At 64.4% G+C, this 19659-nt stretch carries 14 protein-coding genes; 11 read left to right on the plus strand and 3 right to left on the minus strand.

Translation table 11 applies throughout. From position 1 onward, the window contains the following. Positions 1–71 precede the first annotated feature (71 nt). The 3 genes from zipA to QMX89_RS18995 all read right to left on the minus strand — a co-directional run bounded on the left by zipA (position 72) and on the right by QMX89_RS18995 (position 5339). Positions 72–995 (minus strand): cell division protein ZipA, encoded by a 924-nt coding sequence (gene zipA / locus QMX89_RS18985; protein ID WP_192067198.1) that lies wholly within the window; start codon positions 993–995, stop codon positions 72–74. 193 nt (positions 996–1188) lie between these two features. Then, the gene (gene smc, locus QMX89_RS18990) at positions 1189–4677 is read right to left on the minus strand and encodes a chromosome segregation protein SMC (RefSeq protein WP_282349400.1); all 3489 of its coding nucleotides are present in this window, start codon (positions 4675–4677) and stop codon (positions 1189–1191) included. A 2-nt stretch (positions 4678–4679) separates the two neighbouring features. Then, entirely contained in the window at positions 4680–5339 is a 660-nt protein-coding gene (locus QMX89_RS18995; protein ID WP_090358607.1) for a GntR family transcriptional regulator, read from the minus strand. A 255-nt stretch (positions 5340–5594) separates the two neighbouring features. On the opposite strand from QMX89_RS18995, the gene xdhA reads away from it, so the two are divergent. The 11 genes from xdhA to QMX89_RS19050 all read left to right on the plus strand — a co-directional run bounded on the left by xdhA (position 5595) and on the right by QMX89_RS19050 (position 19387). Further along, positions 5595–7049 (plus strand): xanthine dehydrogenase small subunit, encoded by a 1455-nt coding sequence (gene xdhA, locus QMX89_RS19000; RefSeq protein ID WP_282349401.1) that lies wholly within the window; start codon positions 5595–5597, stop codon positions 7047–7049. Further along, positions 7042–9417: a xanthine dehydrogenase molybdopterin binding subunit gene (xdhB, locus tag QMX89_RS19005; RefSeq protein ID WP_282349402.1), complete on the plus strand. Its 2376-nt coding sequence runs from the start codon at positions 7042–7044 to the stop codon at positions 9415–9417. The genes xdhA and xdhB overlap by 8 nt, the downstream gene beginning before the upstream one ends. After that, complete coding sequence (xdhC, locus tag QMX89_RS19010) at positions 9410–10276, plus strand: xanthine dehydrogenase accessory protein XdhC (protein ID WP_282349403.1); 867 nt, start codon at positions 9410–9412, stop codon at positions 10274–10276. The genes xdhB and xdhC overlap by 8 nt, the downstream gene beginning before the upstream one ends. Next, on the plus strand, positions 10273–11580 hold the full coding sequence (gene guaD, locus QMX89_RS19015; RefSeq protein WP_282349404.1) for a guanine deaminase: 1308 nt from the start codon (positions 10273–10275) through the stop codon (positions 11578–11580). Before xdhC ends, guaD begins: the two co-directional genes overlap by 4 nt. A gap of 88 nt (positions 11581–11668) precedes the next feature. Continuing rightward, a complete protein-coding gene (locus tag QMX89_RS19020) occupies positions 11669–11950 on the plus strand; it encodes a peptidylprolyl isomerase (protein WP_043189047.1) in 282 nt (93 codons plus the stop codon). Positions 11951–12068: 118 nt separating this feature from the next. Next, a complete protein-coding gene (locus QMX89_RS19025; RefSeq protein WP_282349407.1) occupies positions 12069–13916 on the plus strand; it encodes an extracellular solute-binding protein in 1848 nt (615 codons plus the stop codon). Further along, positions 13916–14977 carry a microcin C ABC transporter permease YejB gene (gene yejB / locus QMX89_RS19030; RefSeq protein ID WP_282349408.1) on the plus strand — a complete coding sequence of 354 codons (1062 nt, stop codon included), beginning with the start codon at positions 13916–13918 and terminating at the stop codon, positions 14975–14977. The genes QMX89_RS19025 and yejB overlap by 1 nt, the downstream gene beginning before the upstream one ends. Continuing rightward, on the plus strand, positions 14974–15996 hold the full coding sequence (locus tag QMX89_RS19035; protein ID WP_049859808.1) for an ABC transporter permease: 1023 nt from the start codon (positions 14974–14976) through the stop codon (positions 15994–15996). The genes yejB and QMX89_RS19035 overlap by 4 nt, the downstream gene beginning before the upstream one ends. Before the next feature lie 138 nt (positions 15997–16134). Beyond that, on the plus strand, positions 16135–17712 hold the full coding sequence (locus QMX89_RS19040; RefSeq protein WP_282349409.1) for an ABC transporter ATP-binding protein: 1578 nt from the start codon (positions 16135–16137) through the stop codon (positions 17710–17712). A gap of 39 nt (positions 17713–17751) precedes the next feature. Next, positions 17752–18522, plus strand: coding sequence for a 3-hydroxybutyrate dehydrogenase (locus QMX89_RS19045; protein WP_056842907.1), 771 nt, complete (start codon positions 17752–17754; stop codon positions 18520–18522). Positions 18523–18586: 64 nt separating this feature from the next. After that, positions 18587–19387 carry an endonuclease/exonuclease/phosphatase family protein gene (locus QMX89_RS19050; RefSeq protein WP_134721912.1) on the plus strand — a complete coding sequence of 267 codons (801 nt, stop codon included), beginning with the start codon at positions 18587–18589 and terminating at the stop codon, positions 19385–19387. The last annotated feature ends 272 nt before the right edge of the window (positions 19388–19659 follow it).

The raw sequence follows: 19659 nt of genomic DNA on the forward strand, positions 1-19659 counted from the left end.
CTCCCACAGATGGGAGCGCGATGTCTGTGGGAGCGGGCTCTGCCCGCGAAGGGAGCGCCGCGGTTTGTAGCCTAGCGCTTGTGGGTCAAGGCGCGGCGTTCGAATTCGACGATGCGCTGGCGATAATGCTCGATGGTCTGCGCGGTCAGCACGCTGCGCTGGTCATCCTTGAGTTCGCCGTCCAGTTCGTGGGCGAGCTTGCGGGCTGCGGCCACCATGACATCGAAGGCCTGCTTGGGATGACGCGGGCCGGGCAGGCCGAGGAAGAAGCTCACGGCACGGGTACTGAAGTGGTCGATGTCGTCCAGATCGAAAATACCCGGCTTGACCGCGTTGGCCATGGAAAACAGGATCTCGCCATTGCCCGCCATGCTTTCGTGACGGTGGAAGATGTCCATCTCGCCGAAACGCAGACCGCTCTCCAGAATGTTCTGCAGCAGCGCCGGGCCACGGAAGCCGCTTTCGCTGCGGGAAATCACGCTGATGACCAGCACTTCTTCGACCGGTGGCAGATCCTTCTCCACAGCCGGAGCACCGGTGCTGGAGAAGCCTTTGGCATCGCTGGCGAACTCTTCGTTGCTGTCACGCGCGGCTTTCATCGGCGGCTGCGGCTTGGCCGGCTTGGGCTCGCGTGGGGGTTTGGGTGGACGCGGCTCGCGAGGCTCCTTGATTTCGTCCGGCTCCACGGCCAGGTTCAAGTCGGCATGATCAGCCACGGGCTCGCGCTTGGCGCGCTTGCTGCCGCCGTCGCGTTGGGCGCTCATGGACGGCAGGTCATGCTCGTCCAGTTGCGGCTCCTTGTGATCGTCCAGCACCCGGGGCGGACCCAGCACTTCGGCGCCGGTGTCTTCGTCGGGCAGGTTGGAAAGGTTGCGATCCAGACGAAACTTGAGTTTGCCCTTGCCACCGCGCATCCGGCGCCAACCATCGAAAAGAATACCGGCAATGACAATGATGCCGATGAGGATCAGCCACTCGCGCAGACCGATTTCCATGTAATCCCGTGCCTCTAATAAAAATGCTGAAAAATAAAGGGCTTGAACCCTCTTTAAGACGTGGCGCCAACTCTATGTTCTGACAGGCGTTTTCTCCACGCGTAAATACGATGCGGTAAAACTAGCACGACCAGAAACAACTTTACACCGTCTGTCGCACATGGCTCGATTTTAACGTCGGTTTGAGGGTTTTTCAGGCCTCGACCATGGCCAGGGCCTCCTCCACATCTACCGCCACCAGACGCGAACAGCCCGGTTCATGCATGGTCACCCCCATCAATTGATCGGCCATTTCCATGGCGATCTTGTTGTGGGTGATATAGATGAATTGCACCGTCTGCGACATCTCTTTCACCAACCGCGCGTAACGACCGACGTTGGCATCGTCCAACGGTGCATCGACTTCGTCGAGCATGCAGAACGGTGCCGGATTCAATTTGAAGATGGCGAAAACCAGGGCCAGTGCGGTCAGGGCTTTCTCTCCACCGGAGAGCAAATGAATGGTGCTGTTCTTCTTGCCGGGCGGACGCGCCATGATCGTTACCCCTGTATCGAGTAAATCTTCGCCCGTCAGTTCCAGATAAGCACTGCCGCCACCGAAAACTTTTGGAAAAAGAGCCTGCAAACCGGCGTTGATCTGGTCGAAAGTGTCCTTGAAACGGCTGCGGGTTTCCTTGTCGATCTTGCGGATGACGTTTTCCAGCGTGTCCAGCGCTTCGGCCAGGTCGGCATCCTGGGCGTCGAGGTAGCGTTTGCGTTCGGATTGCTGTTGGTACTCGTCGATGGCGGCCAGGTTGATCGCGCCCAGGCGCTGGATGCGGCCATCGATGCGCTGCAGTTCTTCCTCGGCCTCCTGTTCGCTGGTCAGCACGTCGAGGGTGGCAAGCACGCCGTGAAGGTCGTAGCCGTCGGCGTGCAGTTGTTCCTGCAGGGTCTTGCGGCGCACGCTCAGCCCTTGCCATTCCAGGCGGTGCTGTTCCAGCTGGCCGCGCAACAGCTGGCTCTGCTGCTCGGCCTGGGTACGGCGCTTTTCGACCTCGCGCAGGTCACGGTCGGCGTCGTCCAGAGCCAGTCGCGCGTGGCGCATTTCATCGTCCACGGCCATGCGTTGTTCGAGCAAACCTTCCAGGCTTAGGCGCAGCTCTTCGAGGGGCGCTTCGCCCTCCTCCAGGCCCAGGGTCAGTTGTTCACGCTTTTCCGTCAGGCGTTCGGCCTGCAGTTGCAGGCGTTCCAGTGCCTGGCGCGTGGAATCGTGCTGGGCGCGCAGCGAGCCCAGGCGGACCGCCAACTGGTGAGCCCGGTCCTTGTGCTGACGCGCGTCCTGGCGAATGCGCTCCAGGCCCTCGCGCAGCTCGTCGCGCTGCACCATCAATCGTTCACGCTGTTCGGTGTCGCTGGCCATGGCGTCGAGCGCGTCCTGCAACTGCAGGCGCGATTCGCCGACCTGCTCATGCTCCAACGCGCGCTGCTCGGACAGTTCGCTCAACTCTTCGTCGAGCCGGCGGCGGCGCAGCGACAGTTGCTCGGCCTTGGCCCGGCTGGCCGAGAGCTTGGCCTTGAGCTCGCCCTGCTGGCGGTTTTCATCCTGGATGCGCCGACGCAACTGCTCGCGCAGTTGTTCCTGGGCTTGCTGCTGCTCGCGGCAGGTGAGCAATTGTTCCTGCCAGTGCGCCAGCGTCGCCTCGTGGGTCTGCACGTCCGCCTGAAGGGCTTGCAACTCCTGGCCCCGAGCCAAGACGCCGCGACTGGCGTCGTTGCCACGGCTGACCCGCAGGAAATGCCGTCCCAGCCAGTAGCCGTCCCGGCTGACCAGGCTCTCGCCTTCGGCCAACTGGCTGCGCAAGGTTAGCGCAGTGTCGAGGTCAGCGACGCCGCGCACCCCGGCCAGCCAAGGGCTGAGGTCGACATCGCTGTGGACCTTGTGCAGCAGGCTGTCTGCCGAGGCTGGAGCGCCCTTCGCAGGGCTGACCAGACGCAGCTCGCCCTGATCGAAGCCGGCCAGGTCCAGCCCCGCCAGATCATCGACCAGCACCGCTTGCAGGTCGGCGCCCAGAACGGTTTCCACGGCCAGTTCCCAACCCGCATCGACCCGCAGGCCTTCGGCCAGACGGGGATGCTGGGCGAGGCCCTGGTGGTCCAGCCACTGCGCGGTTCCCGTGCCCGGGTCCAGTGCGGCCTGCTGCAGCGCTTCCAGGGAGGCCAGACGGCCATTGAGTCGCTGCAACTCGCCCTGAGCCTGCTGTTGGGCCTGGGTGGCCTCTTGCAGTTGCTGACGGGTGGTTTCCAACTGCTCGGCCTGCTGCTGTTCCTGCGCGGTCCACTCTTCGATGAGCATTTCGCTGCTGGCCAGTTGTTCGTCCAGCTCGAGGATGGCGGCATCCTCAGGATCGGCCGCCAGCAGCTCGCGCTCCTCGTTGTGGCGCCGCTGCCGCTCGGCCAGGCGCTGCATCGACTGTTCCAGCTGGGCAATGCGCGCCTGCTGGACTTCGGCTTGGCGCCGCGGCTCGGCGGAGCGTGTGTTGAACCGATCCCACTGTTCCTGCCAGCCGTGCATGCGGGTCTCCGCTTCTTCCAGGGCTGCGGCGGCCTCCTCGGCGGCTTCAGTACTGATGGCCTGTTCAGGCTCGAGCATTTCCAGCTCCTCGCCCAAGGTGGCCAGCAGTGTGCGGTCGTGGCCCAGGTGCGATTCGGTTTCCAGGCGCGCGCGCTCGGCTTCCTTGAAGTCGTCCTGCAATTGGCGCAGACGCTGCTGGCCGTGCTGGATGTTCTGCTCGACCCGGGCGATGTCGCCGCCTACCGAATAGAAGCGTCCCTGCACCGTATTGAACCGCTCAGACAGCTCGTGATGACCATCGCGCAGGCGCTCGATGCTGGCATCGGCGTTGCGCTGCTCGGCGACCAGCGCCTCGAAGGCCACTTCCTGATCGGCGATGACCGCTTCGCGCTGGCCGACCTGCTCGTTCAGGGTCTGCCAGCGCAAGGCGGACAGCTGTGCCTTGAGCTGGCGCTCCTCGGCCTTGTACTGCTGGTATTTCTCCGCGGCCTGGGCCTGGCGGTGCAGGCGTTCGAGCTGGCGTTCCAGCTCCTCGCGCAAGTCAGTCAGGCGCGCCAGGTTCTCGTGGGTACGACGAATGCGGCTCTCGGTTTCACGACGGCGCTCCTTGTACTTGGAGATGCCCGCGGCCTCTTCGATAAAATTGCGCAGGTCTTCGGGCTTGGCCTCGATGAGCTTGGAGATCATGCCCTGCTCGATGATCGAGTAGCTGCGCGGGCCCAGGCCGGTGCCGAGGAAGATGTCGGTGATGTCGCGCCGACGGCACTTGGTGCCATTGAGGTAATAGGTGTTCTGGCTCTCGCGGGTGACCTTGCGGCGGATCGAGATTTCCGCGTAGGCGGCGTACTCGCCGACGAGGGTGCTGTCACTGTTGTCGAACACCAGTTCGATGCTGGCCTGGCTGACCGGCTTGCGGCTGGTGGAGCCGTTGAAGATGACGTCGGTCATCGACTCGCCGCGCAGGTTCTTCGCCGAGCTTTCGCCCATGACCCAGCGCACGGCGTCGATGATATTGGACTTGCCGCAGCCATTGGGCCCGACCACGGCGGCCATGTTGCTGGGGAAATTGACCGTGGTGGGGTCGACGAACGACTTGAACCCGGCCAGACGAATGCACTTGAGGCGCATGCTCAGCGGGCCGCCAAGGCGCTGAGCACCAGTTCGCAGCTGCGTTGGCAGTATTCGCCCAGCACCTTGCGGATGAGCGGCAGGTCGCGCGCGGACACCGCTTCCAGCAAGCGCCCGAACAAAGCCAGGTATTCGCTCATCGACGCCTTGCGTTGCTCCAGCGCCAGGTAGTAGGTGCGGTTCATGGCCGGTTGCAGGTTCTCGACGGTTTCTTGCAGGTACGGGTTGTTGGCGAAGGGATAGGCGGCGCGCATGACGTTGAAGCTGTCCTCGACGAAGGCGTTGATGTCCTGGCGCTCGAAGCTGGTGTGCAGCCGCCGCTGGATGACCAGAAACGGCGCCAGGTCGGCTTCGCTCTGCCAGCGCTGGGCCACGGCCTCGCCGAGCATGATGTACATCTCGCCCATCAGGGCGCACAGGCTGCGCACCTTGTGCTCGCTGAGTTCACTGACCTGGGCGCCGCGCCGCGGCAGTATGTCGACCAGATGACGCCGTTCCAGAATCAGCAGGGCCTCGCGCACCGAGCCACGGCTGACGTTCAGCGCCTGGGTGACCTTGAGTTCCTGGATGCGCTCGGCCGGCTTGAGCTCACCACTGATGATGCGCTCGGCCAGATGATGGGCAATTTGCTCGGCGAGGCTGTCCGGCGCCTTGAACGTCATGGTTTTCCTTCGACAATCGGGAATCGGTGATCGGCTGTCTGTGATCGCAGCATGGCGCGCAGTGTACCCCAATTGCCGGGCAAAGGCGGCAGGTTGGCACGGATGTGGCTTGGCAAAGGGCATGACTGCCGGGGTGCAGGAAACGGGCTCGCTCAACTTCCTGACCCGCAGGTCAACTAATCGTTGACCGCTCCCCGGCCGCCGCATAGATTCTGCTTGAGGCAGACCCAAGAATCAGGTGTCGTGAGGCCATCCGTGATCCAGTTCCTTTTGAATCAAACGCTGCACACCGAGCATGCCCTGGACCCGAATCTGACCGTGCTCGAGTACCTGCGCACCGATTTGGCGCGTCCAGGCACCAAAGAGGGCTGTGCCAGCGGCGATTGCGGTGCGTGCACCGTGGTGATCGGCGAGCTGGTCGAAGACCAGGGTCAATCACACATTCGTTATCGCAGCAGCAACGGCTGCCTGACGTTCGTTTCCAGCCTGCACGGCAAGCAACTGCTCAGCGTCGAGGACCTCAAGCATCAGGGTCGCCTGCACAGCGTGCAGCAGGCCATGGTCGACTGCCACGGCTCGCAGTGCGGGTTTTGCACCCCAGGTTTCGTCATGTCGCTGTTCGCCTTGCAGAAGAACCAGCCGCAGGCCAATCGCGAGCAAGCCTGCGAGGCTTTGTCCGGCAATCTCTGCCGCTGCACCGGCTACCGCCCGATTCTCGACGCCGCAGCCCAGGCCTGCGGCGGACCTACCTTGCCCGATCAGTTCGACCGCCAGCAGGCGCAGACCGTCGCTCGATTGAAAACCATCGCGCCGGCGCAGACCGACGAGCTCCAGAGTGGCAACAACCGTTGCCTGGTGCCCTTGACCGTGGCCGATCTGGCCGAGTTGTACAGCGAGCAGCCCGAGGCGCGGCTGCTGGCCGGCGGCACCGACCTGGCACTGGAGGTGACCCAGGCGCATCGGGTCCTGCCGGTGATGATCTACGTGGGCCATGTGGCCGAGATGAAGCGCATCGAGACTTTCGACGACCGCCTGGAGATCGGCGCAGCCACGCCGCTGACCGATTGCTATCAGGCCTTGGCGAACGAGTACGCGGATTTCGGCCATCTGTTGCACCGCTTCGCTTCGTTGCAGATTCGCAACCAGGCCACCCTGGGCGGCAACATCGGCAATGCCTCGCCGATCGGCGACAGCCCGCCCCTGCTGCTGGCCCTGGGCGCTCAACTGGTGCTGCGCAAGGGCGAACGCAGCCGCACCCTGCCCTTGCAGGACTACTTCATCGACTACCGGGTCACCGCCCGCGAAGACGGCGAGTTCATCGAAAAGGTCATCGTGCCCCGCGCCGACGCTCGCCGCGTGTTTCGCGCCTACAAGGTCTCCAAACGGCTGGACGATGACATTTCCGCGGTCTGCGCCGCGTTCGACCTGCTGATTGAAGACGGCCGCGTTCATGATGTGCGCATCGCCTACGGCGGGATGGCGGCCATTCCCAAGCGCGCCGCTGCTTGCGAGGCCGCGTTGCTCGGCAAACCCTGGACACAGGCGAATGTCGAGGCCGCTTGCGCCGCCCTGGCCGATGACTTCACACCGCTGTCGGATTTTCGCGCGAGCAAGCAGTACCGCTTGCTGACCGCACAAAACCTGCTGCGCAAGTGCTTCATCGAATTGCAGTCGCCCCACCTCCAAACGCGGGTGATCGCCCATGTCTGAACATCAAGAGCCCGACAGCCAGGCACGTATGGCTGAACTGTTCGCCCAGGGCCTGACCACCGGCGTTGGCCGGGGCATCAAGCACGACAGCGCCGACAAGCACGTCACCGGTGAGGCGGTGTACATCGACGACCGCCTGGAATTTCCCAATCAGCTGCACGTGTATGCCCGTCTTTCCGACCGGGCCCATGCGCGCATCCTGCGCATCGACACGTCGGCCTGCTACGACATCCCTGGTGTGCGCCTGGCGATCACCCACGATGACATTCCGGGCCTCAAGGACATCGGTCCGCTGCTGCCGGGCGACCCGCTGCTGGCGATCGACAAGGTCGAGTTCGTCGGCCAGCCGGTGCTGGCCGTGGCCGCCCGCGACCTGGACAGCGCCCGCCGCGCAGCGATGGCTGCCGTGATCGAATACGAGGACCTGCCGCCGGTGCTGGACGTGGTCCAGGCGCTGCGCCAGCAGCATTTCGTGCTCGACAGCCACACCCACCAGCGCGGTGACTCGGCTGCGGCATTGGCCAGCGCACCGCATCGCCTGCAAGGCAGCCTGCACATCGGCGGCCAGGAACATTTCTACCTGGAAACCCAGATCAGCTCGGTGATGCCCACCGAGGACGGCGGGATGATCGTCTACTGCTCGACGCAGAACCCGACCGAGGTGCAGAAACTGGTGGCCGAGGTGCTGAACGTGCCCATGAGCCAGGTGGTGGTGGACATGCGGCGCATGGGCGGCGGCTTCGGCGGCAAGGAAACCCAGGCCGCCAGCCCGGCCTGCCTGTGCGCGGTGGTGGCGCACCTGACCGGGCAGCCGACCAAGATGCGCCTGCCGCGGGTCGAAGACATGCTCATGACCGGCAAGCGCCACCCCTTCTACATCGAGTACGACGTGGGCTTCGACGACAATGGGCGGCTGCACGGGATCGATCTGGACCTGGCCGGCAACTGCGGCTACTCACCCGATCTGTCGGCGTCGATCGTCGACCGGGCGATGTTCCATGCCGACAACGCCTATTACCTGGGCGATGCCACCATCAATGGCCACCGCTGCAAGACACACACCGCGTCCAACACCGCCTACCGCGGCTTTGGCGGCCCCCAGGGCATGGTGGCCATCGAGGAAGTGATGGACCGCATCGCGCGCCATCTGGCCCTCGACCCGCTGGCGGTGCGCAAGGCCAACTACTACGGCAAGACCGAGCGCAATGTCACCCATTACTACCAGACGGTGGAGCACAACCTGCTCGAAGAGATCACCGCCGAACTCGAAACCAGCTGCGACTACGAACAGCGCCGCGAGGCGATCCGCGCGTTCAACGCCGACAGCCCGGTGTTGAAGAAGGGCCTGGCGCTGACCCCGGTCAAGTTCGGTATCTCGTTCACGGCCAGCTTTCTCAACCAGGCCGGCGCGCTGATCCATATCTACACCGACGGCAGCATTCACCTGAACCACGGCGGCACCGAGATGGGCCAGGGCCTGAACGTCAAGGTCGCGCAGGTGGTGGCCGAAGTGTTCCAGGTCGACATCGCGCGTATCCAGATCACCGCCACCAACACCGACAAGGTGCCCAATACCTCGCCCACTGCGGCGTCCAGCGGTGCCGACCTGAACGGCAAGGCGGCGCAGAACGCGGCGCTGACTCTCAAGCAGCGGCTGGTCGAGTTCGCCGCGCGGCACTACCGAGTCAGTGAAGAAGACGTGGAGTTCAGCAACGGCCACGTGCGCGTGCGCGACCAGCTGCTGACGTTCCAGAGCCTGGTGCAGCAGGCGTGGATGGGCCAGGTGTCGCTGTCCAGCACCGGCTACTACAAGACGCCGAAGATTCATTACGACCGCAGCCTGGCCCGTGGCCGGCCGTTCTACTATTTCGCCTATGGCGCGGCCTGCTGCGAAGTGCTGATCGACACCCTGACCGGCGAGTACAAGCTGTTGCGCACCGACATCCTCCACGACGTTGGCGCCTCGCTGAACCCGGCCATCGACCTGGGTCAGGTGGAAGGCGGTTTCCTCCAGGGCGTGGGCTGGCTGACCTGCGAGGAGCTGGTGTGGAGCGATCAGGGCAAGCTGCTGACCAGCGGCCCGGCGTCGTACAAGATTCCGGCGGTGGCCGACATGCCCCAGGACCTGCGCGTGCAGCTGGTGGAAAACCGCAAGAACCCGGAAGACACCGTGTTCCATTCCAAAGCCGTGGGCGAACCGCCGTTCATGCTGGGTATCGCTGCCTGGTGCGCGATCAAGGATGCCGTGGCCAGCCTGGGTGACTACCGGCTGCAACCCAGCATCGATGCCCCGGCCACGCCGGAGCGGGTGCTGTGGGGCTGCGAGCGGATGCGCCAGGCGGCGTCGGGGAGCGTGTCTCATGACTGACTGGATCGGTGCCCTGGCCGAACACCAGGCCCGTGGCGAAGCCTGCGTGCTGGTGACCATCATCGAAGAGAAAGGCTCCACGCCGCGCAATGCCGGGGCGAAGATGGTGGTCAGCGCCACGGCGCTGTTCGACACCATTGGCGGCGGTCACCTGGAATACAAGGCGCTGCACATCGCCCACGAAATGCTGGCCGAAGGCACCCGCGCCACACGCCTGGAGCGTTTCAGCCTGGGCGCCAGCCTGGGGCAATGCTGCGGCGGTGCCACGGTGCTGCTGTTCGAGCCGGTGGCGCAAACCCAGGCGCAGGTGGTGGTGTTCGGTGCCGGCCATGTCGGCCGTGCGCTGGTGCCGCTGCTGGCGAGCCTGCCGTGCCGGGTGCGCTGGGTCGACTCGCGGCCCGAGGAGTTTCCGGCGAGCCTGCCCGACGGTGTCTGCCAGGTGATCACCGACGAGCCGGTGGACGAAGTCGCGAGCCTGCCGGTGGGCAGCTATTGCATCGTCATGACCCATGACCACTCGCTGGATCTGGAACTGACCCGAGCCATCCTGGAGCGCAACGACTTCACCTGGTTCGGCCTGATCGGCTCCGCCACCAAGCGCGCGCGATTCGAGCACCGCCTGCGCGACCGCGGCATCGCGCCCGCCGTGGTGCAGCGCATGCGCTGCCCCATGGGCCTGGCAGCGGTGAAGGGCAAGCTGCCCATGGAAATCGCCGTTTCCATCGCCGCCGAGATCATCGCCACCTACAATGCGCACTTTGGCGCCCGCGCCGAGCCGGGGACAGCCAGCTCGCCGGGGGTCGCCCAACTGCTGCCGCGCTCGCGCCGCAGCCCCGTTCCCTTGAGAGATGCACCATGAGCCTTACCCGCAAAGCCTATCGCGCCGCGATCCTGCACAGCCTCGACGACCCTGCCCTGGTCGGTGTCCAGGCCTCCTACGAATACTTCGCCGATGGCGTGCTGGTGGTCGAGGACGGGCGGATCAGTGCGTTGGGCGCCGCCAGCGAGGTGCTGCCGACGCTGGCAGACGACGTCGAGGTGACCCATTACCCCGATGCCTTGATCACTCCCGGCTTCATCGACACCCACATCCACTTCCCCCAGACCGGCATGGTTGGCTCCTATGGCGAGCAACTGCTGGACTGGCTGAACGAGTACACCTTCCCCTGTGAAGGCCAGTTCGCCGACAAGGCACATGCCGACGGTGTCGCCCAGATCTTCCTCAAGGAACTGCTGCGCAACGGCACCACCACCGCGCTGGTGTTCGGCAGCGTCCACCCCGAATCGGTCGACGCCCTGTTCGAGGCCGCCCAGGCCCTGGACCTGCGCCTGATCGCCGGCAAGGTGATGATGGACCGCAATGCGCCGGACTACCTCACCGACACCGCCCAGAGCAGCTATGCCCAGAGCAAGGCGCTGATCGAGCGCTGGCACGGCAAGGGCCGCCTGCACTACGCGGTGACGCCGCGCTTCGCGCCGACCAGCAGCGAGGCCCAGCTGACCCTGGCCGGACAGCTGCTGCGCGAGTACCCGGACGTCTACCTGCAGACCCACCTGAGCGAGAACCTTCAGGAAATCGAATGGGTCAAGGCGCTGTTCCCCGAGCGCAGCAACTACCTGGACGTGTACGACCATTACCAGCTGCTCGGCGAGCGCTCGGTGCTGGCCCACGGCGTGCACCTGTGCGACGCCGAGTGCGCGCGCCTGGCCGAAACCGGCTCGGCCATCGCCTTCTGCCCCACCTCCAACCTGTTCCTGGGCAGCGGCCTGTTCAACCTGCCCCAGGCGGAGCGCTTCAAGGTCAACGTTGGCCTGGGCACCGACGTCGGCGCTGGCACCAGCTTCTCGCTGTTGCATACCCTGAACGAGGCCTACAAGGTCATGCAGTTGCAGGGTGAGAAGCTCAACCCGTTCAAGTCACTGTACCTGGCGACCCTGGGCGGCGCCCGCGCGCTGCGCCTGGAGGACCGCGTCGGCACGCTGCAGCCGGGCACCGATGCCGACTTCGTGGTGCTCGACTACCATGCCACGCCGTTGCTCAGCTACCGCATCGCGCAAGCCAAGACCTTCGAAGAAGTACTGTTCGTACTGATGACCCTGGGCGACGACCGCGCGGTCTTGCAGACCTACGCCGCTGGCCGTCGGGTGCACAACCGCGACTGACCCGGCGTACAGATTCGTATGGAACTTTTGCAGGAAAACCGCCCCTCAATCGGGTACCCTGCCCACTTTTTCAGAAAGGAGAATCATCATGGCTAAAGCCACTGCCCGCCACATCCTGGTTGCCGACGAAGCCAAGTGCAACGACCTCAAGGCCCAGATCGAAGGCGGCGCCGATTTCGCGGAAATCGCCAAGGCCAATTCCACCTGCCCATCCAGCCGTCAAGGCGGCGACCTGGGTTCGTTCGGTCCAGGCCAGATGGTCAAGGAATTCGACACCGTCGTGTTCAGCGCGCCGATCAACGTCGTGCAAGGCCCGGTGAAGACCCAGTTCGGTTACCACCTGCTGGAAGTCACCAGCCGTCAGGACTGATTCGTCCGCGGTCTGCGTTACCCCCGAACGGCCCGTCTATCGCGGGCCGTTCTGCGTTTGCAATACCACCGGGCCATGATGTTAGGCTGCACCCTTCGCTTTTCGACCCAGGCAGACAATGCGCGCAGTTTTCCTCTCTTTCGTTCTTTGTGCCCTGTTCACCACGGCGGCCCACGCCCAGGCCGCAGCGCAGCATGCGCTGACCGTCTACGGCGAAGCACCGCGCTACCCCGCCGACTTCCAGCATTTCGACTACGTGAACCCCGACGCGCCCAAGGGCGGCAGCCTGCGCCGTTCGGCTATCGAGATCGGCCAGTACGACCATATCCTGCCGTACATCGACAAGGGCATCGGTGTCAGCCAGGTCGACGGCCTGCTCTACTCGCCCCTGGCCGTGCGCTCGCTGGACGAGCCCTACACCGTCTATGGATTGGTGGCCGAGCGCATGGAGCGCGGCGATGACGGCCTGTGGCTGCGTTTCTACCTCAACCCCAAGGCCGTGTTCGCCGACGGTCAGCCGATCACCGCCGAGGACGTGCGCTACACCTTCGAGCTGCTCATGCGCGAAGGCAGCCTGGGCTATCGGACTCAATTCGCCAACGTCGCCGATGTGCAGGTCGAGGGTCTGCGACAGGTGCGTTTCAATTTCAAGAATGCCGAAAGCCGTACCCTGCCGCTGGACCTGGCCACCCTGCCGGTGCTGCCCGAGCATTGGTGGAAGACCCGCGACTTCGCCAACGGCGGCGGTTTCGAGGCGCCACTGGGCAGCGGCCCCTATTCGATCGAGAAAATCGACAACGGCCGCAGCATCACCTTCAAGCGCAATCCCGACTGGTGGGGCAAGGACCTGCCCGAAGCGCGCGGCATGTACAACTTCGACCATTTCAGCATCGAGTACTTCGGCGACACCGACGTCGCCCGCCAGGTACTGCGTGGCGGCGGTTACGACTACAACCGCGAGTTTTCGGCGACGGCCTACACCATCGGCTACAACGGCCCGGCGCTCGACGATGGCCGCCTGCAGCGCGCGCACCTGGCCAAGCAGGGCCTGCAACCGGCCCAGGGCTTCGTGTTCAACCTGCAACGGCCTGTGTTTCAGGACCGACGCGTGCGCCAGGCGCTGGCCATGCTCTGGGATTTCGAATGGAGCAATCGGCAGATGATGCGCGGCATGTACATCCGCCAGCAGAGCTTCTTCTCCAACAGCCCGCTGGCCGCTCGGGAACTGCCCAGCGACGGCGAACTGAAAATTCTGGACAAACTGCGCGGCCAGGTGCCGGATGAAGTGTTCACCCAGGTGTTTCATGCCCCGGTCAGCGACGGTTCCGGGCTGATCCGCGACAAGCAGTTGCAGGCGCTGCGGCTGCTCCAGCTGGCCGGTTGGCATGCCGACGGCGACCGTTTGGTGAATGCCGAAGGCAAACCGCTAAGCTTCACCTTCCTCAACGCCCAGAACGGCCTGGAGCGCCTGCTGCTGCCGTGGAAGCGCAACCTGGCGCAGATCGGCATCACCATGGAGATCCGCCGCATCGATTCGTCGCAATACGTCAACCGGCTGATGGCCCGCGACTACGACATGATCATCACCGGCTATCCGGTGACCCCGACGCCGGGTATCGAGCTGTATGGTTTCTTCGGTTCCAGCGTGGCCACCGACCCGGGTTCCAACAACCTGATGGTGCTCAAGGATCCGGCCGTGGACGCGCTGATCAACGGCCTGGGCGCAGCCAGCACGCAGACGCAGATGCGCGACTACGCCCACGCCCTGGACCGGGTCCTGCAGTGGAACTACTACTGGGTGCCCAACTACTACCCGCCAGGCACTTCGACGGTGTGGTGGAACCGCTTCGGCATGCCCGCCTCCCCGGCGCCCAATGACCCGGCGATCGAAACCTGGTGGGAGGTCAGCCCCACGGCGCTGACCACCGAACAGATGCGTGACCGCCTGACAGGGAAGACTCACTGATGCTGGGTTACACATTACGTCGCCTTTTGCTGATCGTGCCGACCCTGCTGGCGATTCTGCTGGTCAACTTCGTCATCGTCCAGGCTGCGCCGGGCGGCCCGGTGGAACAGGCCATCGCGCGCTTGCAGGGTGTGGGCGGCGGCAGCGTCACCGGCGGTGGAGGCGATACCTTGCAAGGCGGTTCGCGCGCCAGCCGTGGCCTGGACCCCAAGCTGATCAAGGACATCGAGCGCCAGTACGGTTTCGACAAACCGGCCCATGAACGCCTGTGGCTGATGATCAAGAGCTACGCGGTGCTGGATTTCGGCAGCAGTTTCTTTCGTGGTGCCAAGGTCACCGACCTGATTCTGGACAAGATGCCGGTGACCCTCTCGCTGGGGTTCTGGGCGACGCTGATCACCTACCTGGTGTCGATTCCACTGGGCATCCGCAAGGCGGTACACCATGGCAGCCGCTTCGATGTGTGGAGCAGCAGCCTGATCATCATCGGCTACGCCATGCCGGCATTCCTGTTCGCCATGCTGCTGATCGTGGTGTTCGCCGGCGGCACCTCGTTGAACTGGTTTCCGGTGCGGGGGCTGGTCTCGGACAACTTCGCCGAGCTCAGCCTGCTGGGCAAGATCGCCGACTACTTCTGGCACCTGGTGCTGCCGGTGACCTCGCTGGTGATCGGCGGTTTCGCCACCCTGACCATCCTCACCAAGAACTCGTTTCTCAACGAGATCACCCGACAGTACGTGGTGACGGCGCGGGCCAAGGGCCTGAGCGAGCGACGGGTGCTGTACGGCCATGTGTTTCGCAATGCCATGCTGTTGGTGGTGGCCGGTCTGCCGCAGGCGTTCATCAGCGTGTTCTTCGCCGGATCGTTGCTGATCGAGGTGATCTTCTCCCTCGACGGCCTGGGCCGCCTGAGCTATGAAGCGGCAGTGTCGCGGGACTATCCGGTGGTGTTCGGCTCGCTGTTCATCTTTACCCTGCTGGGGCTGCTGATCAAACTGATCGGCGACCTGTGCTACACCCTGGTCGATCCACGCATCGACTTCAGCGCGAGGAATGCCTGATGCGTCTGTCGCCCCTGGCCCGTCGTCGCCTGGACCGCTTCAAGCAGAACCGCCGTGGCTGGTGGTCGCTGTGGCTGTTCCTGGCCCTGTTCGCCCTGACCCTGGGCGGCGAACTGGTCGCCAATGACAAGCCGCTGGTGCTCAAGTACGACGGCGAGTTGTACTTCCCGGTGTTCAAGCGCCACACCGAGCAGGAGTTCGGCGGGCAGTTGCCGTTCCAGGCCGACTACCGCAGTGACTACGTGCGCCAGTTGATCGCCTCGCGTGGCGGCTGGATGCTGTTTCCGCCGATCCCGTTCAGCGCCGACACGCCCAACTACGACCTGACCCAGCCTGCCCCCAGCCCGCCCTCGACGACCAACTGGTTGGGGACCGACGATCAGTCCCGCGACGTGCTGGCACGGGTGATCTTCGGTGCGCGGGTGTCGATTCTGTTCGCCCTGGCGCTGACCTTGATCAGCTCGCTGATCGGCATCGCTGCTGGAGCGTTGCAGGGCTACTACGGGGGTTGGGTGGATTTGTTCGGCCAGCGCCTGCTGGAGGTCTGGTCGGGGCTGCCGGTGCTTTACCTGCTGATCATTCTGTCGGGGTTCGTGGAGCCCAATTTCTGGTGGCTGCTGGGCATCATGGCGCTGTTTTCCTGGCTGGCGCTGGTGGACGTGGTGCGTGCCGAGTTCCTGCGCGGGCGCAATCTGGAATACGTGAAGGCCGCACGGGCGCTGGGTTTGTCGGACCGCAAGATCATCCTGCGGCACATCCTGCCCAATGCCATGAACGCGACCTTGAGCTTTCTGCCGTTCATTCTGACCGGGGCGATCTCGACCCTCACGGCGCTGGATTTCCTGGGCTTCGGCATGCCGGCCGGCAGTGCTTCGCTGGGCGAGTTGATCGCGCAGGGCAAGCAGAACCTGCAGGCGCCATGGCTGGGCTTCACGGCGTTTTTCACGCTGGCGCTGATACTGTCGCTGCTGGTGTTCATTGGAGAGGGGCTGCGCGATGCGTTTGATCCGCGTGCTTGAGGTGGGGTTTTGTGGTGGGTTTGGGGGCCTCTTCGCGGGCAGAGCCCGCTCCCACAAGGGCGTGGTGGGAGCTGAATCAGTGGGAGCGGGCTGTGCCCGCGAAGAGGCCAGTACCGTCACCCCAAAAGGCCACTGCCTATGACCGCTGAAAACCTCATCGAAATCCGCCACCTCACCGTGGCCTTCAACGGCCAGGCGGTGGTCAAGGATGTCGGTTTCGACATTCCTGCTGGCCAGTGCGTGGCGCTGGTCGGCGAGTCGGGTTCGGGCAAGTCGGTGACCGCCCACTCCATCCTGCAACTGCTGCCAGCGAGCGGCTGCCAGAGCAGCGGCAGTGTCCGCTACCAGGGTCAGGAACTGCTGGGCGCCGATGCGGCCATCTTGCGCCGCATGCGCGGCGATCGCATCGCCATGATCTTTCAGGAGCCCATGACCTCGCTGAACCCTTTGCACACGGTGCAGAAGCAGATCGGTGAAACCCTGCTGGTGCACAAGGGCATGGGCGGCAAGCAGGCCGAGGCGCGCATTCTGGAGTTGCTGCAGATGGTAGGCATCCAGGAGCCGCAAAAGCGCTTGAAAGCCTACCCGCACCAGTTGTCCGGTGGCCAGCGCCAGCGCGTGATGATCGCCATGGCATTGGCCTGCGAACCGCAGTTGCTGATCGCCGATGAGCCCACCACCGCACTCGACGTCACGGTGCAGCGGCGCATCCTGCTGCTGCTCAAGTCGTTGCAGGAGCGCCTGGGCATGTCGCTGCTGTTGATCAGCCACGACCTCAATCTGGTGCGCAGCATCGCCCAGCACGTGTGCGTGATGCGCGCCGGGGAAATCGTCGAGCAGGCGCCGTGCGAACAGCTGTTCAGCGCACCGCAGCACCCCTACAGCCAACTGCTGCTGGATGCCGAACCCGCTGGCGTGGCGCTGTCCCACGAGGCTCGGCCCGAGCTTTTGCAGGTCGAGCAGTTGAAGGTGTGGTACCCGTTGAACGGCGGGCTGTTCCGCAAGCCACGCGAGTTCGTCAAGGCGGTGGATGGCATCAGCCTGAGCGTGCAGCAAGGCAAGACCCTGGGCATCGTCGGCGAGTCCGGCTCGGGCAAGTCGACGCTGGGTCAGGCGATCCTGCGCCTGGTCGATTCGCAAGGGGGTATTCGTTTCCAGGGCCAGGCGCTCGATGGCCTGGACCAGAAGCAGATGCGGCCGTGGCGCAAGCAGATGCAGGTGGTGTTTCAGGATCCGTTCGGCAGCCTCAGCCCGCGCATGTCGGTGGCGCAGATCATCAGTGAAGGTCTGGAAGTGCACAGCGGCGCCAACGCCCGCGCGTGCGATGAACAGGTGATCCAGGTGCTGCGCGAGGTGGGCCTGGACCCCGAGGCGCGGCACCGCTACCCCCACGAGTTCTCCGGCGGCCAGCGTCAGCGCATCGCCATCGCCCGCGCGCTGGTACTGCGCCCGGCCTTGATGCTGCTGGACGAACCGACCTCGGCCCTCGATCGCACGGTGCAGAAGCAGGTGGTGCAGTTGCTGCAGCAGTTGCAGGAGCGCCATGGCCTGACCTATCTGTTCATCAGCCACGACCTGGCGGTGGTGCGGGCGCTGGCCCATGATGTGATCGTGGTCAAGGATGGCAAGGTGGTGGAGCATGGCCCCACCGATCAGCTGTTCAGCGACCCACAGCACCCCTACACCCAGGAGCTGCTGCAGGCAGCGATGGTGTAGCCTGGTATAGCGTGCATAACAACCATAAGGACACTGCACATGGCACTCCACGGCAAGACGGCTTTGGTTACCGGTTCCACCAGCGGCATCGGCTTGGGCATTGCCTCGGTGCTGGCCGCCCACGGCGCGAACGTCGTGCTCAACGGCTTCGGCGACCCGACGGCGGCCCTGGCCGAAGTCCGCCGGCACGGCACCCAGGTTGCGCACCATGGCGCTGATGTCAGCGATCCAGCGCAATTGGCCGAGCTGTTCGAGTACGTCCGAGCGAGCCTTGGCGGTGTCGACATTCTGGTCAACAACGCCGGCATCCAGCACGTGGAAGCGGTCGAGGCCTTCCCGGTGGAGCGCTGGGACGCGATCATCGCGATCAACCTGTCTTCGGTGTTTCACGGCATCCGTCTGGCGCTGCCGGGCATGCGCGACAAAGGCTGGGGGCGGATCGTCAATATCGCCTCGGTGCATGGCCAGGTCGGGTCGGTCGGCAAGTCGGCGTATGTGGCGGCCAAGCATGGGGTGATCGGTCTGACCAAGGTGGTGGGCCTGGAAACGGCCACCACGCAGATTACTTGCAATGCCATCTGTCCCGGCTTTGTCCTGACCCCACTGGTGCAGAAGCAGATCGACGACCGCGCGGCCAAGGGCGGTGACCCGGCGGCCGCCCAGCGCGAACTGCTGGCTGAAAAGCAGCCGTCGCTGGAATTCGTCACCCCCGAGCATCTGGGCGAGTTGGTCCTGTTCCTGTGCAGCGAAGCCGGTAGCCAGGTGCGTGGCGCGGCGTGGAACATCGACGGTGGCTGGCTCGCGCAATGAGGCGGGGAACCGCCCAGTGCCGGCAAAGTCGGAGTAAGGACATTCTCATGTGCAAGGAGCTTCTGTGACCATCGCTCCCCCCAGCGACCCCCTCGGCCCGCAAACGTCGGACCAGCCTCGTGAAGTGCATCGCCTGCGGGTGCTGACGGTGAACACCCACAAGGGTTTCACCGCCTTCAATCGCCGTTTCATCCTGCCCGAGTTGCGCGAGGCGGTGCGCAGCACCAGCGCCGATCTGGTGTTCCTGCAGGAAGTGCTGGGCGGCCACGATGGCCATGCGTCGAAGTTCTCCAACTGGCCACAGATGTCGCAGTACGAGTTTCTCGCCGACAGCATGTGGAGTGATTTCGCCTACGGGCGCAACGCGGTGTATCCGGACGGCCATCATGGCAATGCGGTGCTGTCCAAGTACCCGATCCTGCGTTATACCAACCTCGACATCTCGATCACCGGGCCCGAGCGCCGCGGCTTGCTGCACTGCGTTCTGCAGGTGCCGGGGCATGATGAGGTGCATGCGATCTGCGTGCACCTGTCGTTGCTGGAAAGTCATCGGCAGCTGCAATTGAAGCTGTTGGGTCAACTGCTCGATTCATTGCCTGAAGATGCGCCAGTGATCATCGCCGGGGATTTCAACGATTGGCAGCTGCGCGGCAACGCGACGCTGGCCAAGCGCCAGGACCTGCACGAAGCGTTCGAGCGGCACAACGGGCAGTTGGCCAAGACCTACCCCGCGCGGTTCCCGCTGCTGCGCCTGGACCGGATTTACGTCAGAAACGCGACCAGCCATGGGCCGATCATCCTGGGCAACAAGCCGTGGACGCACCTATCGGACCATTTGCCCTTGGCAGTGGAAATCCACCTGTAGCAGCTGCGCGAGCTGCGTCGGCGGCGTACGCGGTGTGCCTGGATGAACGCGGTGTGCCCGGACGCGGCTTGCGCCGCTGCTACAGGGGTCCGCGTTCGATCAACAGCGTCTGCGGTGCATCTGGAACACCGTGGCCTTGCGTATTTTCTGTAGCAGCTGCGCAAGCTGCGTCGGCGGCGTACGCGGTGTGGCTGGATGAACGCGGTGTGCCCGGACGCGGCTTGCACCGCTGCTACAGGGGTCCGCGTTCGATCAACAGCGTCTGCGGTGCA

Origin of the sequence: Pseudomonas sp. PS01301, assembly GCF_029960215.1 — a bacterium.
GTDB classification, from domain to species: domain Bacteria; phylum Pseudomonadota; class Gammaproteobacteria; order Pseudomonadales; family Pseudomonadaceae; genus Aquipseudomonas; species Aquipseudomonas coleopterorum.

What these genes read in the sequence shown, in the direction of transcription:
- zipA (WP_192067198.1), bottom strand. Translation starts at nt 995, where the DNA reads ATGGAAATCGGTCTGCGCGAGTGGCTGATCCTCATCGGCATCATTGTC.
- smc (WP_282349400.1), bottom strand. Translation starts at nt 4,677, where the DNA reads ATGCGCCTCAAGTGCATTCGTCTGGCCGGGTTCAAGTCGTTCGTCGAC.
- QMX89_RS18995 (WP_090358607.1), bottom strand. Translation starts at nt 5,339, where the DNA reads ATGACGTTCAAGGCGCCGGACAGCCTCGCCGAGCAAATTGCCCATCAT.
- xdhB (WP_282349402.1), top strand. Translation starts at nt 7,042, where the DNA reads ATGTCTGAACATCAAGAGCCCGACAGCCAGGCACGTATGGCTGAACTG.
- xdhC (WP_282349403.1), top strand. Translation starts at nt 9,410, where the DNA reads ATGACTGACTGGATCGGTGCCCTGGCCGAACACCAGGCCCGTGGCGAA.
- guaD (WP_282349404.1), top strand. Translation starts at nt 10,273, where the DNA reads ATGAGCCTTACCCGCAAAGCCTATCGCGCCGCGATCCTGCACAGCCTC.
- QMX89_RS19020 (WP_043189047.1), top strand. Translation starts at nt 11,669, where the DNA reads ATGGCTAAAGCCACTGCCCGCCACATCCTGGTTGCCGACGAAGCCAAG.
- QMX89_RS19025 (WP_282349407.1), top strand. Translation starts at nt 12,069, where the DNA reads ATGCGCGCAGTTTTCCTCTCTTTCGTTCTTTGTGCCCTGTTCACCACG.
- yejB (WP_282349408.1), top strand. Translation starts at nt 13,916, where the DNA reads ATGCTGGGTTACACATTACGTCGCCTTTTGCTGATCGTGCCGACCCTG.
- QMX89_RS19040 (WP_282349409.1), top strand. Translation starts at nt 16,135, where the DNA reads ATGACCGCTGAAAACCTCATCGAAATCCGCCACCTCACCGTGGCCTTC.
- QMX89_RS19045 (WP_056842907.1), top strand. Translation starts at nt 17,752, where the DNA reads ATGGCACTCCACGGCAAGACGGCTTTGGTTACCGGTTCCACCAGCGGC.